A 14,464-nucleotide genomic window follows, 5' to 3' on the forward strand; every position below is an offset into this window, starting at 1 on the left:
GTCAATAATGAGAGAAGTGATCATGCTCAATAACAACGCGTTTGACTGTGCAGCAATTATCCGCCAGCGTGCCCCGGGCTTTATCCCACGCGCCGCGCTTATTTTAGGTTCCGGCCTCGGCACGCTGTGTGACGATATGTCCGGTGCGATTACCATTCCTTATCACGACCTGCCGGGGTTCCCTCAAAGCAGCGTCGTCGGCCACGCCGGTGAACTGGTTCTGGGCCATCTCGAAGGTGTACCGGTAATGTGCATGAAAGGCCGCGGCCATATGTATGAAGGCCACGGTATGTCGGTAATGACCAGCGCCGTCCGCACTTTCAAACTGTTGGGCTGTGAATTCCTGCTGGCGACTAACGCCGCCGGATCCATGCGCAAAGAAGTCGCGCCGGGTCGTTTGGTTGCGCTCACCGACCACGTCAGCTTTATGCCGGAATCCCCGCTGGCTGGCCCGAATGACGACCGTTTCGGCCCGCGCTTCTTCAGCCTCGCGAACGCCTATGACAAAGATCTGCGCGCGCAGCTTCACGCTGTCGCCGGCAAACTGGATATCGACGTGGCAGAAGGCGTATTCGCCGCCTACACCGGCCCGAACTTCGAAACGCCTGCGGAAATCCGCATGATGCAAACCCTCGGCTGCGACGTCGTCGGCATGTCTATCGTGCCGGAAGTAATTTCCGCGCGACACTGCGGCCTCAAAGTGCTGGCGGTTTCTGCCATGACTAACTTTGCCGAAGGTCTATCCGACACCCCGCTTTCCCACGAACAAACCCTGAGCTGCGCAAAACTGGCGGTGGGTGATTTCACCCGACTGATCCGCGCGTTCTTCGCCGACCTGTCAGCGGCTGGGAAATAAGGGACTTCTATGGAACAGGCATTCAACCGCCAGCGGATCAATATGATTTCCTGGCTGAGTTATTTCTTCACCGGTGCGCTGGTTTCAACGCTCGGGATCGTAATCGGCCCGGTGTCGCAGGCGTTTGGCAAAGACCCCGGATTTATCGGACAGATGTTTACGCTGATGAACATCGGCCTGTTCCTGCCGATCATGATAAGCGGCGTGCTGATGCGCAAATTCAATCTGGGCAAACAGCTGATTACCGGCTCAACCGTCTCTGTACTGACCTGCATCGCGCTGTTCCTGATGCCGACCATCACCATGTTCGGTATCGGCGTTTTCCTGATTGGCGCGGCGTCCGGCATCATGATGTCCATCGGCAGCTATCTGGTCGTACGCATCAATGAAGATCCGAAGAAACGCTCGGCGAACCTGATTCTCACCGATTTCTTCTTTGCACTGGCGGGGGTGATTCTGTCGCTGCTGCTGGGATATTTGTTCCAGCATGGCGCAAGCTGGCTGGCGATGTACGGCGTCATGGCGGTGCTGAGCCTGATGATGATCGTGCTGTGCGCCGGGCAGAAATTCCCGTCGATTCCGCAGGCTGTTGAGAAAGAATCATCAACCGGCCAGCAGCACGACCGCTGGGGCGTTTCGGTGTGGGTGTTGTGCTTCGCGCTGTTTGCTTTCCTGCTGGCGGAACCGGTGTTCACCATGTGGCTGCCAAGCTGGCTGAAAGAGCATTTCGGGATGGCGGCTGACCGCGCGGCGTTCTACATCACGACCTACTGGACCGTGAAATCCATCGGCCTGTTTGTGAATCAGTTCACCGTTCGCTTCGTGAAACTGCGCACGTATCTGCTGATTTCAGCGGGTGTCGGGCTGGTGAGCCTGGCCGTGGCGGCCAACAGCGGGAACCCGATGCTTATCCTGATTTGCGCTGGTCTGTTTGGCTTCTGCAATTCCGGCCTGTTCTCAGGCATCATGAGCTACGGCAGTTTGCAGGTCAGAAATTCGCCGCCAACGCTGACGTCAGCCTTGCTGACTATCGGCACCATCGGGACGCTGATCTTCTCCACGTTGTCGTCGCTGGTGTACAGCCAGTACGGGTTATTCTGGGCACTGAATACTGCGACCATCGCTTACGTCTTCCTGCTGGCGGCGCTGATTTTTGCCTCGGTCAACAGCAAAGCCGAAGCGCTGGAGCAACAACCGTCGCACTGATTTTCTTAAATATTGTGCATAAAAAAGGGAAGACTCTGCGGAGCCTTCCCTTTTCTTATTTCACTGCCACGATTAAAGCTGGGGGCAGCGCTGCAAACTGTTGAGCCAGGATGTTTCAGGCTGAGCAACCAGACGACGGGCTCGACCGTGACGTCGCAGAATCAATCCTTTATCCTGCATTTCACTCAGGTCACGACGAATGGTTTCAAGACTTACATCCAGCGATTGTGCCAGTTCGCTTACCTGTAACACTTCATGCTGTTCTACCAACTGAAGGATGGCCTGATGGCGATTTTTTTTAAGCACCGGTTATTCCTGTATATTTGACAGTTGTGTGACCCATGTCACAAATAACGGAAACCATCATACCTGCGTTACATTGTTAATTTTGGGATCGATCTCAATTTTTCAGGAATCCCCACGAAGTTTTTACGCCTTCCGCAATTTTTGGTTCGCCGCGTTTCTCTGTCATACTATGCGCATGCTCCAAATCCCCGCCCGGTTCCGGTGAAAACACCCGTCCCGCCGGGATGAACCTCAAAGGAATTTTCATGGAATTCAATACTGCCGGTCTGATCTCGCTGGAAGAAGCGCTGGAAAAAATGCGCGCTTATGTCCCGTCCAAAACAGCGAAAGATACCGAATCTCTCCCGCTCGCTGCCGCCGCAGGCCGCATTACCGCCACGCCGGTGAAATCCCCGGTTTTCGTCCCGCCTTTTGATAATTCCGCGATGGACGGTTACGCCGTGCGCTGCGCCGATTTGCACACAGACGCCGTTCTGCCTGTGGCAGGTAAAGCCTTTGCCGGTGCGCCTTTCCACGGTGAATGGCCTGCCGGAACCTGTATCCGCATCATGACCGGCGCGCCGGTTCCGCAAGGTGCCGACGCGGTGATCATGCAGGAACAGGCCGACGTGTCAGAAGCGGGCGTGCGGTTTACCGCAGAAGTGCATAAAGGCCAGAATATCCGTCTGACCGGCGACGACATCAAACAAGGCGACAGCGTGCTGCCTGCCGGTGTGCGTCTCGGCGCAGCTGAATTGCCACTGCTGGCTTCTCTAGGCGTGACGGAAGTTAACGTCTGGAAGGCGCTGAAAGTCGCGGTGTTTTCGACCGGGGACGAACTGCAACCCGTCGGGACGCCGTTAGAGGAAGGCCAGATTTACGACACCAACCGTTTCGCCGTGCGTCTGATGCTCGAACAGCTCGGCTGCACCGTACTGGATTTAGGGATAATCCGCGATAATCCGCAGGCGCTGCGCACAGCCTTTGAAGAAGCCAATGCCTTTGCCGATCTGGTGATTTCCAGCGGTGGCGTGTCCGTGGGCGAAGCGGATTACACCAAGCAAATGCTCGATGAACTGGGCGAAATTGGTTTCTGGAAACTGGCGATGAAACCGGGTAAACCGTTTGCATTCGGAAAACTGAAAAACAGCTGGTTCTGCGGTCTGCCGGGTAATCCGGTTTCTGCTGCACTGACGTTTTATCAACTGGTGCAACCGTTTATCGCTCAGCTTTCCGGCCACACCGCCTGGAAGTTCCCGCCGCGCCTGAAAGCTAAAGCCGTGACACCGCTAAAGAAATCCGCCGGACGCCTGGATTTCCAGCGCGGTATTTTCAGCACAAATGCCGAAGGCCAGCTCGAAGTACGCACCACCGGCCATCAGGGCTCGCACGTCTTTAGTTCGTTCAGTCTCGCAAACTGTTTTGTGGTGCTTGAACGTGAGCGCGAAAACGTCGCCGCAGGCGAAATCGTAGAAATCGAACCTTTCAACGCCCTGCTTAGGAGCTGATCATGGCGACGCTGCCGGAACTGACGGATGCTGAAACCCTGCGTTATAACCGCCAGATCGTGCTGAAAGGGTTTGATTTTGATGCGCAGGAAAAGCTGAAAGCCAGCCACGCGCTGATTGTCGGTCTGGGTGGTCTGGGCTGTGCGGCGGCGCAATATCTGGCAGCCGCCGGAACAGGCACGCTGACCTTGCTGGATTTCGATACGGTTTCGCTCTCAAACCTGCAACGTCAGACGCTGCACACCGATGCCAGAATCGGCATGTCGAAAGTGGGATCCGCCGCGCTGGCGCTGGCGGCAATTAACCCGCACATTCAGCTGAATCAGGTTGATGCTCAGGCGGATGACGAAATGCTGCACGAACTGATTGCCGCCTGCGACGTGGTGGTCGATTGCACTGACAACGTCACGACGCGAAATCAGCTCAATCAGCAATGTTTTACGCAGAAAAAACCGCTGGTCTCGGGTGCTGCCATCCGCATGGAAGGCCAGCTCAGCGTGTTTACATGGCAGCCCGGCGAGCCGTGCTATCGCTGCCTCAGCCGTCTGTTTGGTGAAAACGCGCTGACGTGCGTCGAAGCCGGCGTCATGTCACCGCTGGTCGGCACCATCGGCAGTTTGCAGGCCATGGAAACCATCAAGCTGCTGACGCACTTCGGCGAAACGCCACGCGGAAAACTGCTGATGTACGACGCCATGACGCTGCAATTTCGCCAGATGAACCTGATGAAAGATCCGGGTTGCGAGGTATGCGGGGATTGCTGATTCTCAGAGTCTGTCGCTGAAATTCAGGTAAAAAAAAGTCCGCAAATTTGCGGACTTTTTTATCAGAATCAACGATTACGTATTGATACCCTGACTACGTAGGTAATCTTCATAGTTACCGGAGAAGTCGATGACACGGGTCGGTGTCATTTCCAGAATACGCGTCGCCAGCGAGCTGACGAATTCACGGTCGTGGGAAACAAAGATCAGCGTGCCTTCGTACATTTCCAGCGCCATGTTCAGTGACTCGATAGATTCCATATCCAGGTGGTTGGTTGGTTCATCCATGATCAGGATGTTCGGACGCTGCATCATCAGTTTCCCGAATAACATACGACCTTTCTCACCACCGGAAAGCACTTTCACTTTCTTCTTGATGTCGTCCTGACCGAACAGCAGACGCCCGAGAACACCGCGCACAGCCTGCTCGTCGTCTTTCTCGGATTTCCACTGACTCATCCAGTCGAAAACGTTCAGGGTATCGTCGAATTCGTATTCGTGATCCTGCGCGTAGTAACCGATTTTTGAGTTTTCAGACCATTTAACTGAACCGCTTTCCGGCTCATGCTCACCCACCAGCGTTTTCAGCAGGGTGGATTTACCGATACCGTTGGCGCCCAGAATCGCGACTTTCTCGCCGACTTCCAGCATCAGACCCAGGTTTTTAAACAGCGGACCGTTGTCGAAACCTTTAGTGATTTTTTCCACTTCCAGCGCATTACGGAACAATTTCTTGTCCTGCTCAAAACGCATGTATGGGTTCTGGCGGCTGGACGCTTTGATTTCGTCGAGCTGAATTTTATCAATCTGACGGGCACGGGAAGTTGCCTGTTTAGATTTGGAGGCGTTGGCGCTGAAGCGGCTGACGAACGATTGCAGCTCGGCTATTTGCGCTTTTTTCTTGGCGTTATTGGCACTCAGAAGTTCACGAGCCTGCGTTGCCGCCGTCATGTATTCGTCGTAGTTGCCCGGATAAACGCGCAGCTCGCCGTAGTCCAGATCCGCCATGTGCGTACAGACCATGTTCAGGAAGTGACGGTCATGCGAAATGATGATCATGGTGCTGTTACGCTCGTTCAGCACCTGTTCCAGCCAGCGAATTGTATCGATGTCCAGGTTGTTCGTCGGTTCATCGAGCAGCAGAATTTCCGGGTCAGAGAACAGCGCCTGAGCCAGCAATACGCGCAGTTTAAAGCCCGGTGCGATTTCGCTCATCGGGCCGTAATGTTGCTCAACGGGAATACCAACGCCCAGCAGCAGTTCACCGGCGCGGGATTCGGCGCTGTAGCCGTCCATTTCGCCGTAAGCGACTTCCAGATCAGCCACTTTGTAGCCGTCTTCTTCGCTCATTTCTGCCATTGCATAAATGCGGTCGCGCTCTTCCTTCACTTCCCACAATTCGGTGTGGCCCATGATCACGGTGTCCAGCACGCTGAACTGTTCGAATGCGAACTGATCCTGGCGCAGTTTACCCAGACGCTCGTTCGGGTCGAGGACCACGTTGCCGCCTGATGGCACTAAATCGCCACCGAGGATTTTCATGAAAGTGGATTTACCACAACCGTTCGCGCCAATCAGGCCATAGCGGTTACCGCCGCCAAATTTGACGTTAATGTTTTCAAATAACGGCTTGCTGCCGAATTGCATGGTGATGTTGTAAGTACTTAGCACAACGCTCGCTCTTCATTGGGAAATGTGATTTGGCGCGCATTATGCCACAACGGCGCGATGGGATCGCCTGTAGTTGTGTTCATTTTTCACTCAATAGCTAAAAAAGTGTGTTATGCGCAGGATTATCAGAGGGTCAGAAATGCAAAAAACCCGGCATCAGCCGGGTTTTTTTAGGTTAACCACTGAAATCAGAAGTTGTAACCGATCACGCCGTAGTAACCCCAGCCGGTAGATTTCACGTCGAAATTACCGTTACCGAAGTTCAGCTCAGCGCCGTCGGCCCACTGGCCGCCGTTGTGGAAATAACGTGCCACGAACGAGTAATGCCAGTGTGTGTAGTTCAGCGAGAGGATGTGGCTGGACGCAATCGAGTTATTAGAACGCGCTTTGTTGCCGTTCAGGTCACGGAAATCGTCATCGCCCAGTGTTGAGCCCCAGTCAAAGTTGGTGAACCCGATGTAGCTCAGGTTACCGCCCCACAGCTGCGTCAGAGGAACGAAGTATTTCACTTTGAAACGGTAGCCGTCCCAGCTGTTTTCGTTCGCTGCACCGTAGTTTTCCCACTGGTATTTTGCATACACGTTCAGAGACAGGCTCATCGGCAGATGGGTATCAATGTCGGTACCCAGACCCATATACCAGGTGTTCTGACGGTTATCGCTGTCCGGGCCCATATCGTAGATATAGTTGTTCGCGAAGTACCATTCTTTGAACGGACCAAAGCTCAGGTCAGTGCCGGTCAGCTTATCGATAGAGAAACGTGGTTCGATTTCCATAAACAGCGGAGAACCGTTCTTATCCCAGATACCGGTATCGTTGCCGTTACCCGCACCGAAGGTTTTAGGAATATCGATATAGCCGTAGAAATCAAACCAGTCTTTGTGCGCAAACGCTTCATATTCAAGATAAACATCGTTACGCAGAGTAGGCCCGAAGCGGGTGTCGGCGCTGCCAACAACGTTAACACTCTGGTGCCACCAGTCAGAAACAAATTCGCCCTTGCTATCATCAGCGAGCACGGTCGCGCTGTAGGACAAAGCCATCAAAGCGCCTGCTGCAATAATTTTATTTTTCATATTTTTACCAGAAGCGGGGGTGGGACAACGCCTTGCCACTTTCAGACGTTGCATAAATAGAACCCTAAAACTGTGATCCGCAACCGATTGCTGCACATAGTGCAATAAACATGCAATTTCCAGTCACTTCCTACAAGAGTTAACTTTTCTTAGCTAATAAATAGATTTGGTCAAGGTTTGTCAATTTCTGTTTCATCCTGATACATGCTCAACGTGACATTGATCACACTTATGTTTCATGGCGATTTCATCCGCATGTCATCCGGGCAAAACAAAGGGTGTACACAAATTCACCGCACCGTTAATTGTCATGCTATAGTTATGACAATTAACGGTGCGGAGACCGACATCATGACTTCAAAAATTACCGGGCTGTCTTCCAGACAAATGAAAGAGCCTGTAACGCCGCTGTGGGAATCTGCGGGGCTTCCCGCAGGCAGCGGAATCAGTTTGTTAAATGCCATACAGAAAGGTTTTCCGGTTGATAGCATCAACCGCCTGAACACAGAGCTGGGGTGGCCGAAAATGGTTTTGCTGGAAATAATGGGAATTAACGAGCGCAATTATGCGCGGCGTAAAGCCGGAAACGGATTACTGAAAAGCGATGAAAGCGAGCGCGTGGCGCGGCTGGTGCGCACCATCGATGCGGCGACGGATCTGTTTGAAGGCGACCGCATCGCGGCGCTGGACTGGATAACCCGCCCTGCTCCGGCGCTGGCAGGTTCAAGGCCGCTGGAGTTGTTGTCTTCAGAAGCGGGTGCGGTGGAAGTGAACCGGCTGATTGGCCGTCTTCAGCACGGGGTATTCAGTTGAAGCTGTTTCGCATTATTCAGACCCAACATTTAGCCACCGCATGGACGGGTGCCGGAGCCCAGATTTACGGTGGCCGCTGGAACCCGCCCGGCAGGCCGGTCGTGTATGTGACTACCAGCATCTCGCTGGCGATCCTCGAGATGCTGGTGCATTTGCAAAACAGCATGCTGATGCGCTCATACACACTGCTCAGTATTGAGGTGTCCGATGCGCTGCTCGATACGCTCGAGGTCGATGAGCTGGCAGCGGACTGGCGCAGCCCTTCCCCGCCGGACAGCACGCAGCGTCAGGGCGAAGCGTGGCTGGCAGAAGGTGAACATGTCGGGCTGAGGGTTCCGTCGGTGATTGTCCCGACGGAATATAATGTGCTGCTCAACCCGCAGCATCCGGATTTCGCGCAGTTGCTGGATTCCGTAGAACGCGAGCCCATGATGTTTGACCCGCGTCTGCAATAATTTTCCCGCCCTATGGCATGAAGCAAACAGCCCTCACTTATGCTGCTTTCCGGTTGCTCCGGTAAATCAGCGCCAGCGCGATAATCAGACAAGGGATCGCCGCAAGACGGTGCCATGACAGCGCGATTTGCGGATTATCCAGCCAGCCGAAATTGTCGATGAGCATTCCCATCGTCAGTTGCCCTAAAATCACGGCGACTGTAGCGACCGCCGTCCCTACCCGCGGCACGGCTGTCACCATCACAATGATGTAAGGCACACCAAATAACGCGCCCATCAGCTGCCATTTGGGTACGGTGAGCAGCGTTGCCTGCTGCGGTGTTTGCAAAAACAGAATCAGCACTGCCGTGATGGCCGCGCCGACGCTGAACGTCAGAAATGCGCTTTTCAGTACGCCAACCTTTTCGCCCAGTTGCCCGTTTACCGCCGCCTGCATACTCAGCGCCGCACCGGCCACGATAGCCAGGACAATCATAATCATTTCAGTCATTGGTTAACCCCAGGCAATCAGAACAAGTGCAGCAACAATAAACACCAGCGCCAGCAGGCGTTCACTGCCCACTTTTTTATGCGGCGTACCAAACCAGCCGAAATGGTCAATCAGAACACTTTTCGCTACCTGCCCGGACAAAATTGCAATCATCGTCATCCCGATACCAATCACTGGCGTCGCAATAGTCAGCACCACGACATACACCGGCCCCAGCACACCGCCGAGCAGTTGCCAGCCGGGTTGCTCAGTATAAGAAGGCGCATTCCGCGGGCTGAAAAACAGTACCAGTAAACCGGTCAGCACCGCGCCGACGCCAAAAATGCTGAGCGTCGCCCACAAGTGCCCGACTTCTGTTCCCAGCGGGCCGATAAGCCCCGCCTCCAGTGAAAGCCCCATCCCCGCCAGAACGACCAGCGGAATTAACATCAGATTCATCATTGCCCTGTTCTCATTATTTTTACTGCCGGTACTTAAGAAGCGGCGACTATAGCGTGACAACGCTATGCGAAAAACAGCACAATCAGGAAAATACCTTTGCAGGAATCGCACAGATGAAAAGCTTCAATCAGATCAACATTCAGTCTTTGCGCCTGTTTGTGGCGGTACTCGATCAGGGGAATTTCTCCGAAGTGGCGCGGCGCGAAGCGATGTCCCCTTCAACGGTTTCGCGCGTTATTGCTCAACTGGAGCAGGCATTACAAACGCAATTGCTGTACCGCAACACGCGGGCGGTCAGCCCGACTGAATCCGGAAAGTTACTGGCGGAGCATGCGCGTCAGGTGCTGACACAGCTGGATCTCGCCGAGCAGGATTTGCAGGAACAAAGCAGTGAACCGGGCGGACTGGTACGAATTAATGCACCGGTGGTTTTTGGTCAGCGTCATGTTGCGCCCTGGCTACCGGAACTGAGTACGCGTTTTCCCCGGCTGAATATTGAACTGATGCAGACCGATGATTTTATCGATCCGTTGCAGGACAGCGTCGATCTGCTGATCCGGATTGGCGTCATGGCCGATTCCACCCTTCAGGCACGAACGCTCGGCCACCAGAACTTCCGTCTCGCCGCCAGCCCGGCGTATCTTACCCGCGCAGGCAAACCGGCCACGCCGGACGATCTTTCTAATCACAGTTGCCTGGTTTTTAAAGGGTTTGCCGGTTCCCAGCGCTGGTACTTCCGCCAGCCGGAAAAGGAATGGCGCTCCTGGAATCTGCGCGGCGTTCTGACCAGCAATAATGCAGAAACCCTGACGCAGGCAGCCATCGGCGGAATGGGGTTAGTGGTTTTTCCAACCTGGCTGATTGGCGATGCATTGCGCGCCGGAACGCTGGTGAGCGTGTTGCCTGAGTACCAGGTTTCCACGTCGCCGGAACCACAGACTATCTCGGCGTTGTATCCAAATGTCCGCAAGGCTTCAGTTAAGGTGCGGGTGGTGATTGATTATCTGGTGGAGAAATTCGGGAGCCCGGCATACTGGGAGTGAGTCAGTTGCACTGAGGGCTCTTTCGATTAGTCCGGGAAAATTTCGGATTCCCGGTTCAAAGCCTTGGTTTGCCACCCATGGTTTTGACGTTGACGCTAAAGGCTAACCCTTTACCTCAACTCCATCCCGACATGCGCGATCCCGTCTTCATCATAAATCTCCGTATACGCCACAAATCCCAGTCTGCCGTAAAACTGTTGTAAGTGCGCCTGCGCGGAAATCGCAATCCGCTCGCCCGGCCAGTGTTTCTGGCAGGCGGCCAGCGCCTGTTCCATCAGCTGATACCCCAGTTTCAGGCCGCGGGCGGAAGGCGCGACGATCACACGTCCGATGGCGACGTCATCTTCATGCCGCAAAATACGCGCGTACGCCGCCGGTTTCCCGTCCAGCCAGGCGACGATATGACGATTTTCTCCGCTCAGATCCTGCCCGTCGATATCCTGATACACGCAGTTTTGCTCGACCACAAAGACTTCGTTGCGCAGTGCCAGAATGGCGTAAATCTGCGCCGTGTTCAGTTCGCTGTGATGATAATCCTGCCAGTGAAGTGATGATTTTTCAGTCATGAATAAGTGCCCTGCCTGCGTCTGTAAGCCAAAAAAAAGAGATATTCCTGAGAATATCTCTTTTTAACATACGTTTTACAGCCAATTTGTCAGGCAGATTTTTTCAGCGGTGATGTGCGAACCGGCGCATCGCCTGCGGTGTAGTAATCCGCCGTGCTGCGCGGTAACGGCTGGCGACCACGGATTTTATCGGCAATCTTTTCGGCGATCATAATTGTTGTCGCGTTCAGGTTACCGGTTATGATCTGCGGCATGATGGAGGCATCCACCACGCGCAGGCTTTGCAAGCCGTGAACGCGCCCTTCTCCGTCCACTACCGCCATTTCGTCGGTGCCCATTTTGCACGAACAGGACGGGTGGAAAGCCGTTTCCGCGTGTTCGCGGATAAAGGCATCCAGCTCTTCATCCGTTTGCACGTTTTCACCCGGACTGATTTCGCGGCCACGATAAGGATCCAGCGCCGGCTGATTCATGATTTCACGCGTGAGACGAATGGCATCGCGGAATTCCTGCCAGTCCTGTTCCGTCGACATATAGTTAAACAGAATGCTCGGATGCTGATGCGGATCTTTCGATTTCACCTGCACGCGTCCGCGGCTTGGCGAACGCATCGAGCCTACGTGCGCCTGGAAACCATGCTCTTTCACCGCGTTACTGCCGTTGTAATTAATCGCCACCGGCAGGAAGTGATACTGAATATTTGGCCACGCAAATTCTTCACGGCTGCGGATAAAACCGCCCGCTTCGAACTGATTGCTCGCGCCGACGCCGGTGCCTTTGAACAGCCATTCCGCGCCGATCGCGGGCTGATTGTGCATCTGCAACGCCGGATACAACGAAACCGGCTGGGTACAGCTGTATTGCAGATACATTTCCAGATGATCCTGCAAATTCTCGCCAACGCCCGGCAAATTATGCACCACCGGAATATCCAGCTTATTGAGCAATTCTGCCGGGCCAACGCCCGAACGTTGCAGAATTTGCGGAGAGGCAATCGCGCCGCTGCACAACAACACTTCCCGCTTCGCTTTGGCCTTTACCGCTTTATCGCCGTCACCTTTGAAATAGCTGACGCCCACGGCGCGCTTGCCCTCAAAGAGGATTTTGTCAGTCATGGCGTGCGTGACGATGGTCAGATTCGCGCGCGGTTTTGCCTGATCCAGATAACCGCGAGCGGTACTGGCGCGGCGACCTTTCGGCGTAACGGTCCGGTCCATCGGGCCAAAACCTTCCTGCTGATACCCGTTCAGATCGTCAGTGCGCGGATAACCGGCCTGAACGCCCGCTTCAATCATCGCGTGGAACAGCGGATTATTGCCTTTTTTAGGCGTCGTGACGCTCACCGGGCCATCGCCACCGTGGAAATCATTCGGGCCTATATCGCGGGTTTCTGCCTTGCGGAAATACGGCAGGCAGTCCAGATAAGTCCAGTCTTCCAGACCCGGCGCTTTCGCCCAGTTATCGAAATCCATCGCGTTACCGCGGATGTAACACATGCCATTGATCAGCGACGAACCGCCCAGACCTTTACCTCGTCCGCATTCCATACGGCGGTTATTCATGTGTGGCTCGGGGTCGGTTTCATACGCCCAGTTGTAACGGCGTCCCTGCAACGGGAAAGCCAGCGCGGCAGGCATCTGCGTGCGGAAATCCAGACGATAATCCGGGCCACCGGCTTCGAGCAGCAGCACATTGATGGCGCTGTCTTCAGTCAGTCGGGTGGCGAGTACGTTGCCGGCAGAACCGGCACCAATAATGATGTAATCGTAATCCATTAAAATCTCCTCTGATGCCGCGGATTAAAAGACTGAGCTGAATTCGCCCAGTTCGACCTGCACGGATTTGATTTGGGTGTAATGCTCGAGTGTGCTGACGCCGTTTTCGCGGCCAACACCGGAATGTTTATAGCCGCCGACCGGCATTTCAGCCGCTGATTCGCCCCAGGTATTGACCCAGCAAATCCCGGCTTCGAGTTTGTGAATAACGCGATGTGCCCGGTTGAGATCCTGCGTCACCAGCCCGGCCGCCAGACCGTATTCGGTATCGTTGGCGCGGCGGATCACTTCCTCTTCACTTTCATAGGTCAGAATGCTCATCACCGGTCCGAAGATTTCTTCGCGAACGATCAGCATGTCATCGCGGCAGTCAGTAAACACGGTCGGTGCCACATAAGCGCCTTTTGCGTATTCGCCGGTGGTGACGCGCTCGCCGCCGGTCAGCAATGTTGCGCCTTCACGCTTGCCGCTTTCAATGTAACGCAGCACAGATTCCATGTGCGCGAAGCTGACAAGCGGGCCAAAATTTACGTTTTCGTCAGTCGGATCGCCCAGACGGATACGCTTCACACGTTCCAGCACTTTGGCTTCAAACGCTTTATGCAGTGCTTTGGGAATAAACACGCGGGTGCCGTTGGTGCATACCTGACCGGAACTGTAGAAGTTCGCCATCATGGCGATGTCCGCGGCTTTATCGAGATCCGCGTCTTCAAAGACGATCAGCGGTGATTTGCCGCCGAGTTCCATGGTGACTTCTTTCAATGTGGATGCTGACGCGCTGGCCATCACTTTCTTACCGGTTTTGATGCCGCCGGTGAACGAGACTTTAGCGATATCCGGATGATCGGTTAACGCCTGCCCGACACTGGCCGCGCCGGTCACCACACTGAACACGCCGTCCGGCACGCCCGCTTCGGTGTAGATTTCAGCCAGTTTCAGGGCGGTGAGCGAGGTGTTTTCGCTTGGTTTAAAGATCATCGCATTACCGGCTGCCAGCGCAGGTGCGGATTTCCACAGGGCAATCTGAATCGGGTAGTTCCACGCGCCGATACCGGCCACCACGCCCAGCGGTTCGCGGCGGGTATAAACGAAGGAAGAATCGCGCAGCGGTATTTGCTGGCCTTCAATGGCAGGGATAAGACCGGCGTAATATTCCAGCACGTCTGCGCCGGTGACAATATCGACTGCCAGCGTTTCCGACAGCGGTTTGCCGGTATCGGCAGTTTCTATCGCGGCCAGCTCATCGTTGCGGTCGCGCAAGATATCTACCGCACGGCGCAGGATGCGCGAACGGCTCATGGCTGTCATCGCCGCCCAAACTTTCTGACCTTTTTGCGCGGCTTTCACCGCCAGATCCACGTCTGTGTGCGTGGCGGATTGCAAATGCGCAATCACGTCGCCATTGGCCGGATTAACTGCGTCGAAGGTTTCATCACCGGTGCTGTCCTGAAAACGTCCGTTGATATAAAGTTTTTGCGTGCCGTAGCGGGACATAAATCTCTCCTCGGTCTGTGC

At 54.6% G+C, this 14,464-nt stretch carries 15 protein-coding genes; 7 read left to right on the forward strand and 8 right to left on the reverse strand.

The window, feature by feature from the left end; genetic code table 11:
• Positions 1-22 precede the first annotated feature (22 nt).
• Together xapA and tsgA are read left to right on the forward strand one after the other, a co-directional pair.
• Positions 23-856, forward strand: coding sequence for a xanthosine phosphorylase (gene xapA, locus J8X26_RS07110; protein ID WP_152324241.1), 834 nt, complete (start codon positions 23-25; stop codon positions 854-856).
• 9 nt (positions 857-865) lie between these two features.
• A complete protein-coding gene (tsgA, locus tag J8X26_RS07115; RefSeq protein ID WP_152324242.1) occupies positions 866-2,062 on the forward strand; it encodes an MFS transporter TsgA in 1,197 nt (398 codons plus the stop codon).
• A gap of 72 nt (positions 2,063-2,134) precedes the next feature.
• Here tsgA and J8X26_RS07120 read toward each other — a convergent pair whose 3' ends face one another.
• A complete protein-coding gene (locus J8X26_RS07120; protein ID WP_101075987.1) occupies positions 2,135-2,368 on the reverse strand; it encodes a DeoR family transcriptional regulator in 234 nt (77 codons plus the stop codon).
• 245 nt (positions 2,369-2,613) lie between these two features.
• Between J8X26_RS07120 and moeA the strand changes: the two genes are divergently transcribed.
• Together moeA and moeB are read left to right on the forward strand one after the other, a co-directional pair.
• Positions 2,614-3,855, forward strand: coding sequence for a molybdopterin molybdotransferase MoeA (moeA, locus tag J8X26_RS07125; protein ID WP_208950532.1), 1,242 nt, complete (start codon positions 2,614-2,616; stop codon positions 3,853-3,855).
• A 2-nt stretch (positions 3,856-3,857) separates the two neighbouring features.
• A complete protein-coding gene (moeB, locus tag J8X26_RS07130; RefSeq protein WP_152324244.1) occupies positions 3,858-4,619 on the forward strand; it encodes a molybdopterin-synthase adenylyltransferase MoeB in 762 nt (253 codons plus the stop codon).
• Between the two features lie 75 nt (positions 4,620-4,694).
• On the opposite strand, the gene J8X26_RS07135 is transcribed toward moeB, so the two are convergent.
• Positions 4,695-6,290, reverse strand: coding sequence for an ABC-F family ATPase (locus J8X26_RS07135; RefSeq protein ID WP_152324245.1), 1,596 nt, complete (start codon positions 6,288-6,290; stop codon positions 4,695-4,697).
• Positions 6,291-6,478: 188 nt separating this feature from the next.
• Complete coding sequence (locus J8X26_RS07140; protein ID WP_152324246.1) at positions 6,479-7,366, reverse strand: nucleoside-specific channel-forming protein Tsx; 888 nt, start codon at positions 7,364-7,366, stop codon at positions 6,479-6,481.
• 351 nt (positions 7,367-7,717) lie between these two features.
• Here J8X26_RS07140 and J8X26_RS07145 point away from each other — a divergent pair, with 351 nt between their 5' ends.
• Both J8X26_RS07145 and J8X26_RS07150 read left to right on the forward strand, forming a co-directional pair.
• On the forward strand, positions 7,718-8,179 hold the full coding sequence (locus J8X26_RS07145) for an antitoxin Xre/MbcA/ParS toxin-binding domain-containing protein (RefSeq protein WP_152324247.1): 462 nt from the start codon (positions 7,718-7,720) through the stop codon (positions 8,177-8,179).
• Positions 8,176-8,634, forward strand: coding sequence for an RES family NAD+ phosphorylase (locus J8X26_RS07150; protein WP_152324248.1), 459 nt, complete (start codon positions 8,176-8,178; stop codon positions 8,632-8,634). The genes J8X26_RS07145 and J8X26_RS07150 overlap by 4 nt, the downstream gene beginning before the upstream one ends.
• A gap of 37 nt (positions 8,635-8,671) precedes the next feature.
• On the opposite strand, the gene J8X26_RS07155 is transcribed toward J8X26_RS07150, so the two are convergent.
• Together J8X26_RS07155 and J8X26_RS07160 are read right to left on the reverse strand one after the other, a co-directional pair.
• The gene (locus J8X26_RS07155) at positions 8,672-9,124 is read right to left on the reverse strand and encodes a DMT family transporter (protein WP_208950533.1); all 453 of its coding nucleotides are present in this window, start codon (positions 9,122-9,124) and stop codon (positions 8,672-8,674) included.
• 3 nt (positions 9,125-9,127) lie between these two features.
• Positions 9,128-9,562, reverse strand: coding sequence for a DMT family transporter (locus J8X26_RS07160; protein WP_208950549.1), 435 nt, complete (start codon positions 9,560-9,562; stop codon positions 9,128-9,130).
• 116 nt (positions 9,563-9,678) lie between these two features.
• Between J8X26_RS07160 and J8X26_RS07165 the strand changes: the two genes are divergently transcribed.
• A complete protein-coding gene (locus J8X26_RS07165; protein ID WP_208950534.1) occupies positions 9,679-10,608 on the forward strand; it encodes a LysR family transcriptional regulator in 930 nt (309 codons plus the stop codon).
• 110 nt (positions 10,609-10,718) lie between these two features.
• Here the strand turns inward: J8X26_RS07165 and J8X26_RS07170 are convergent, their stop codons facing one another.
• The 3 genes from J8X26_RS07170 to betB form a co-directional block, all read right to left on the reverse strand.
• Complete coding sequence (locus J8X26_RS07170; protein WP_152324250.1) at positions 10,719-11,174, reverse strand: GNAT family N-acetyltransferase; 456 nt, start codon at positions 11,172-11,174, stop codon at positions 10,719-10,721.
• Between the two features lie 89 nt (positions 11,175-11,263).
• Positions 11,264-12,949 carry a choline dehydrogenase gene (gene betA / locus J8X26_RS07175; RefSeq protein ID WP_208950535.1) on the reverse strand — a complete coding sequence of 562 codons (1,686 nt, stop codon included), beginning with the start codon at positions 12,947-12,949 and terminating at the stop codon, positions 11,264-11,266.
• A 24-nt stretch (positions 12,950-12,973) separates the two neighbouring features.
• Positions 12,974-14,443 (reverse strand): betaine-aldehyde dehydrogenase, encoded by a 1,470-nt coding sequence (betB, locus tag J8X26_RS07180; protein ID WP_208950536.1) that lies wholly within the window; start codon positions 14,441-14,443, stop codon positions 12,974-12,976.
• Between the last annotated feature and the right edge of the window lie 21 nt (positions 14,444-14,464).

This window comes from Rahnella sp. ChDrAdgB13 (assembly GCF_017655185.1).
In the GTDB taxonomy this organism is placed as follows: domain Bacteria; phylum Pseudomonadota; class Gammaproteobacteria; order Enterobacterales; family Enterobacteriaceae; genus Rahnella; species Rahnella contaminans.

Excerpts from the sequence above, each read along its gene's own strand:
- J8X26_RS07145 (WP_152324247.1), top strand. The coding sequence starts at position 7,718 with ATGACTTCAAAAATTACCGGGCTGTCTTCCAGACAAATGAAAGAGCCT.
- moeB (WP_152324244.1), top strand. The coding sequence starts at position 3,858 with ATGGCGACGCTGCCGGAACTGACGGATGCTGAAACCCTGCGTTATAAC.
- tsgA (WP_152324242.1), top strand. The coding sequence starts at position 866 with ATGGAACAGGCATTCAACCGCCAGCGGATCAATATGATTTCCTGGCTG.
- moeA (WP_208950532.1), top strand. The coding sequence starts at position 2,614 with ATGGAATTCAATACTGCCGGTCTGATCTCGCTGGAAGAAGCGCTGGAA.
- J8X26_RS07160 (WP_208950549.1), bottom strand. The coding sequence starts at position 9,562 with ATGAATCTGATGTTAATTCCGCTGGTCGTTCTGGCGGGGATGGGGCTT.
- J8X26_RS07170 (WP_152324250.1), bottom strand. The coding sequence starts at position 11,174 with ATGACTGAAAAATCATCACTTCACTGGCAGGATTATCATCACAGCGAA.
- betB (WP_208950536.1), bottom strand. The coding sequence starts at position 14,443 with ATGTCCCGCTACGGCACGCAAAAACTTTATATCAACGGACGTTTTCAG.
- betA (WP_208950535.1), bottom strand. The coding sequence starts at position 12,949 with ATGGATTACGATTACATCATTATTGGTGCCGGTTCTGCCGGCAACGTA.
- J8X26_RS07140 (WP_152324246.1), bottom strand. The coding sequence starts at position 7,366 with ATGAAAAATAAAATTATTGCAGCAGGCGCTTTGATGGCTTTGTCCTAC.
- xapA (WP_152324241.1), top strand. The coding sequence starts at position 23 with ATGCTCAATAACAACGCGTTTGACTGTGCAGCAATTATCCGCCAGCGT.
- J8X26_RS07165 (WP_208950534.1), top strand. The coding sequence starts at position 9,679 with ATGAAAAGCTTCAATCAGATCAACATTCAGTCTTTGCGCCTGTTTGTG.
- J8X26_RS07155 (WP_208950533.1), bottom strand. The coding sequence starts at position 9,124 with ATGACTGAAATGATTATGATTGTCCTGGCTATCGTGGCCGGTGCGGCG.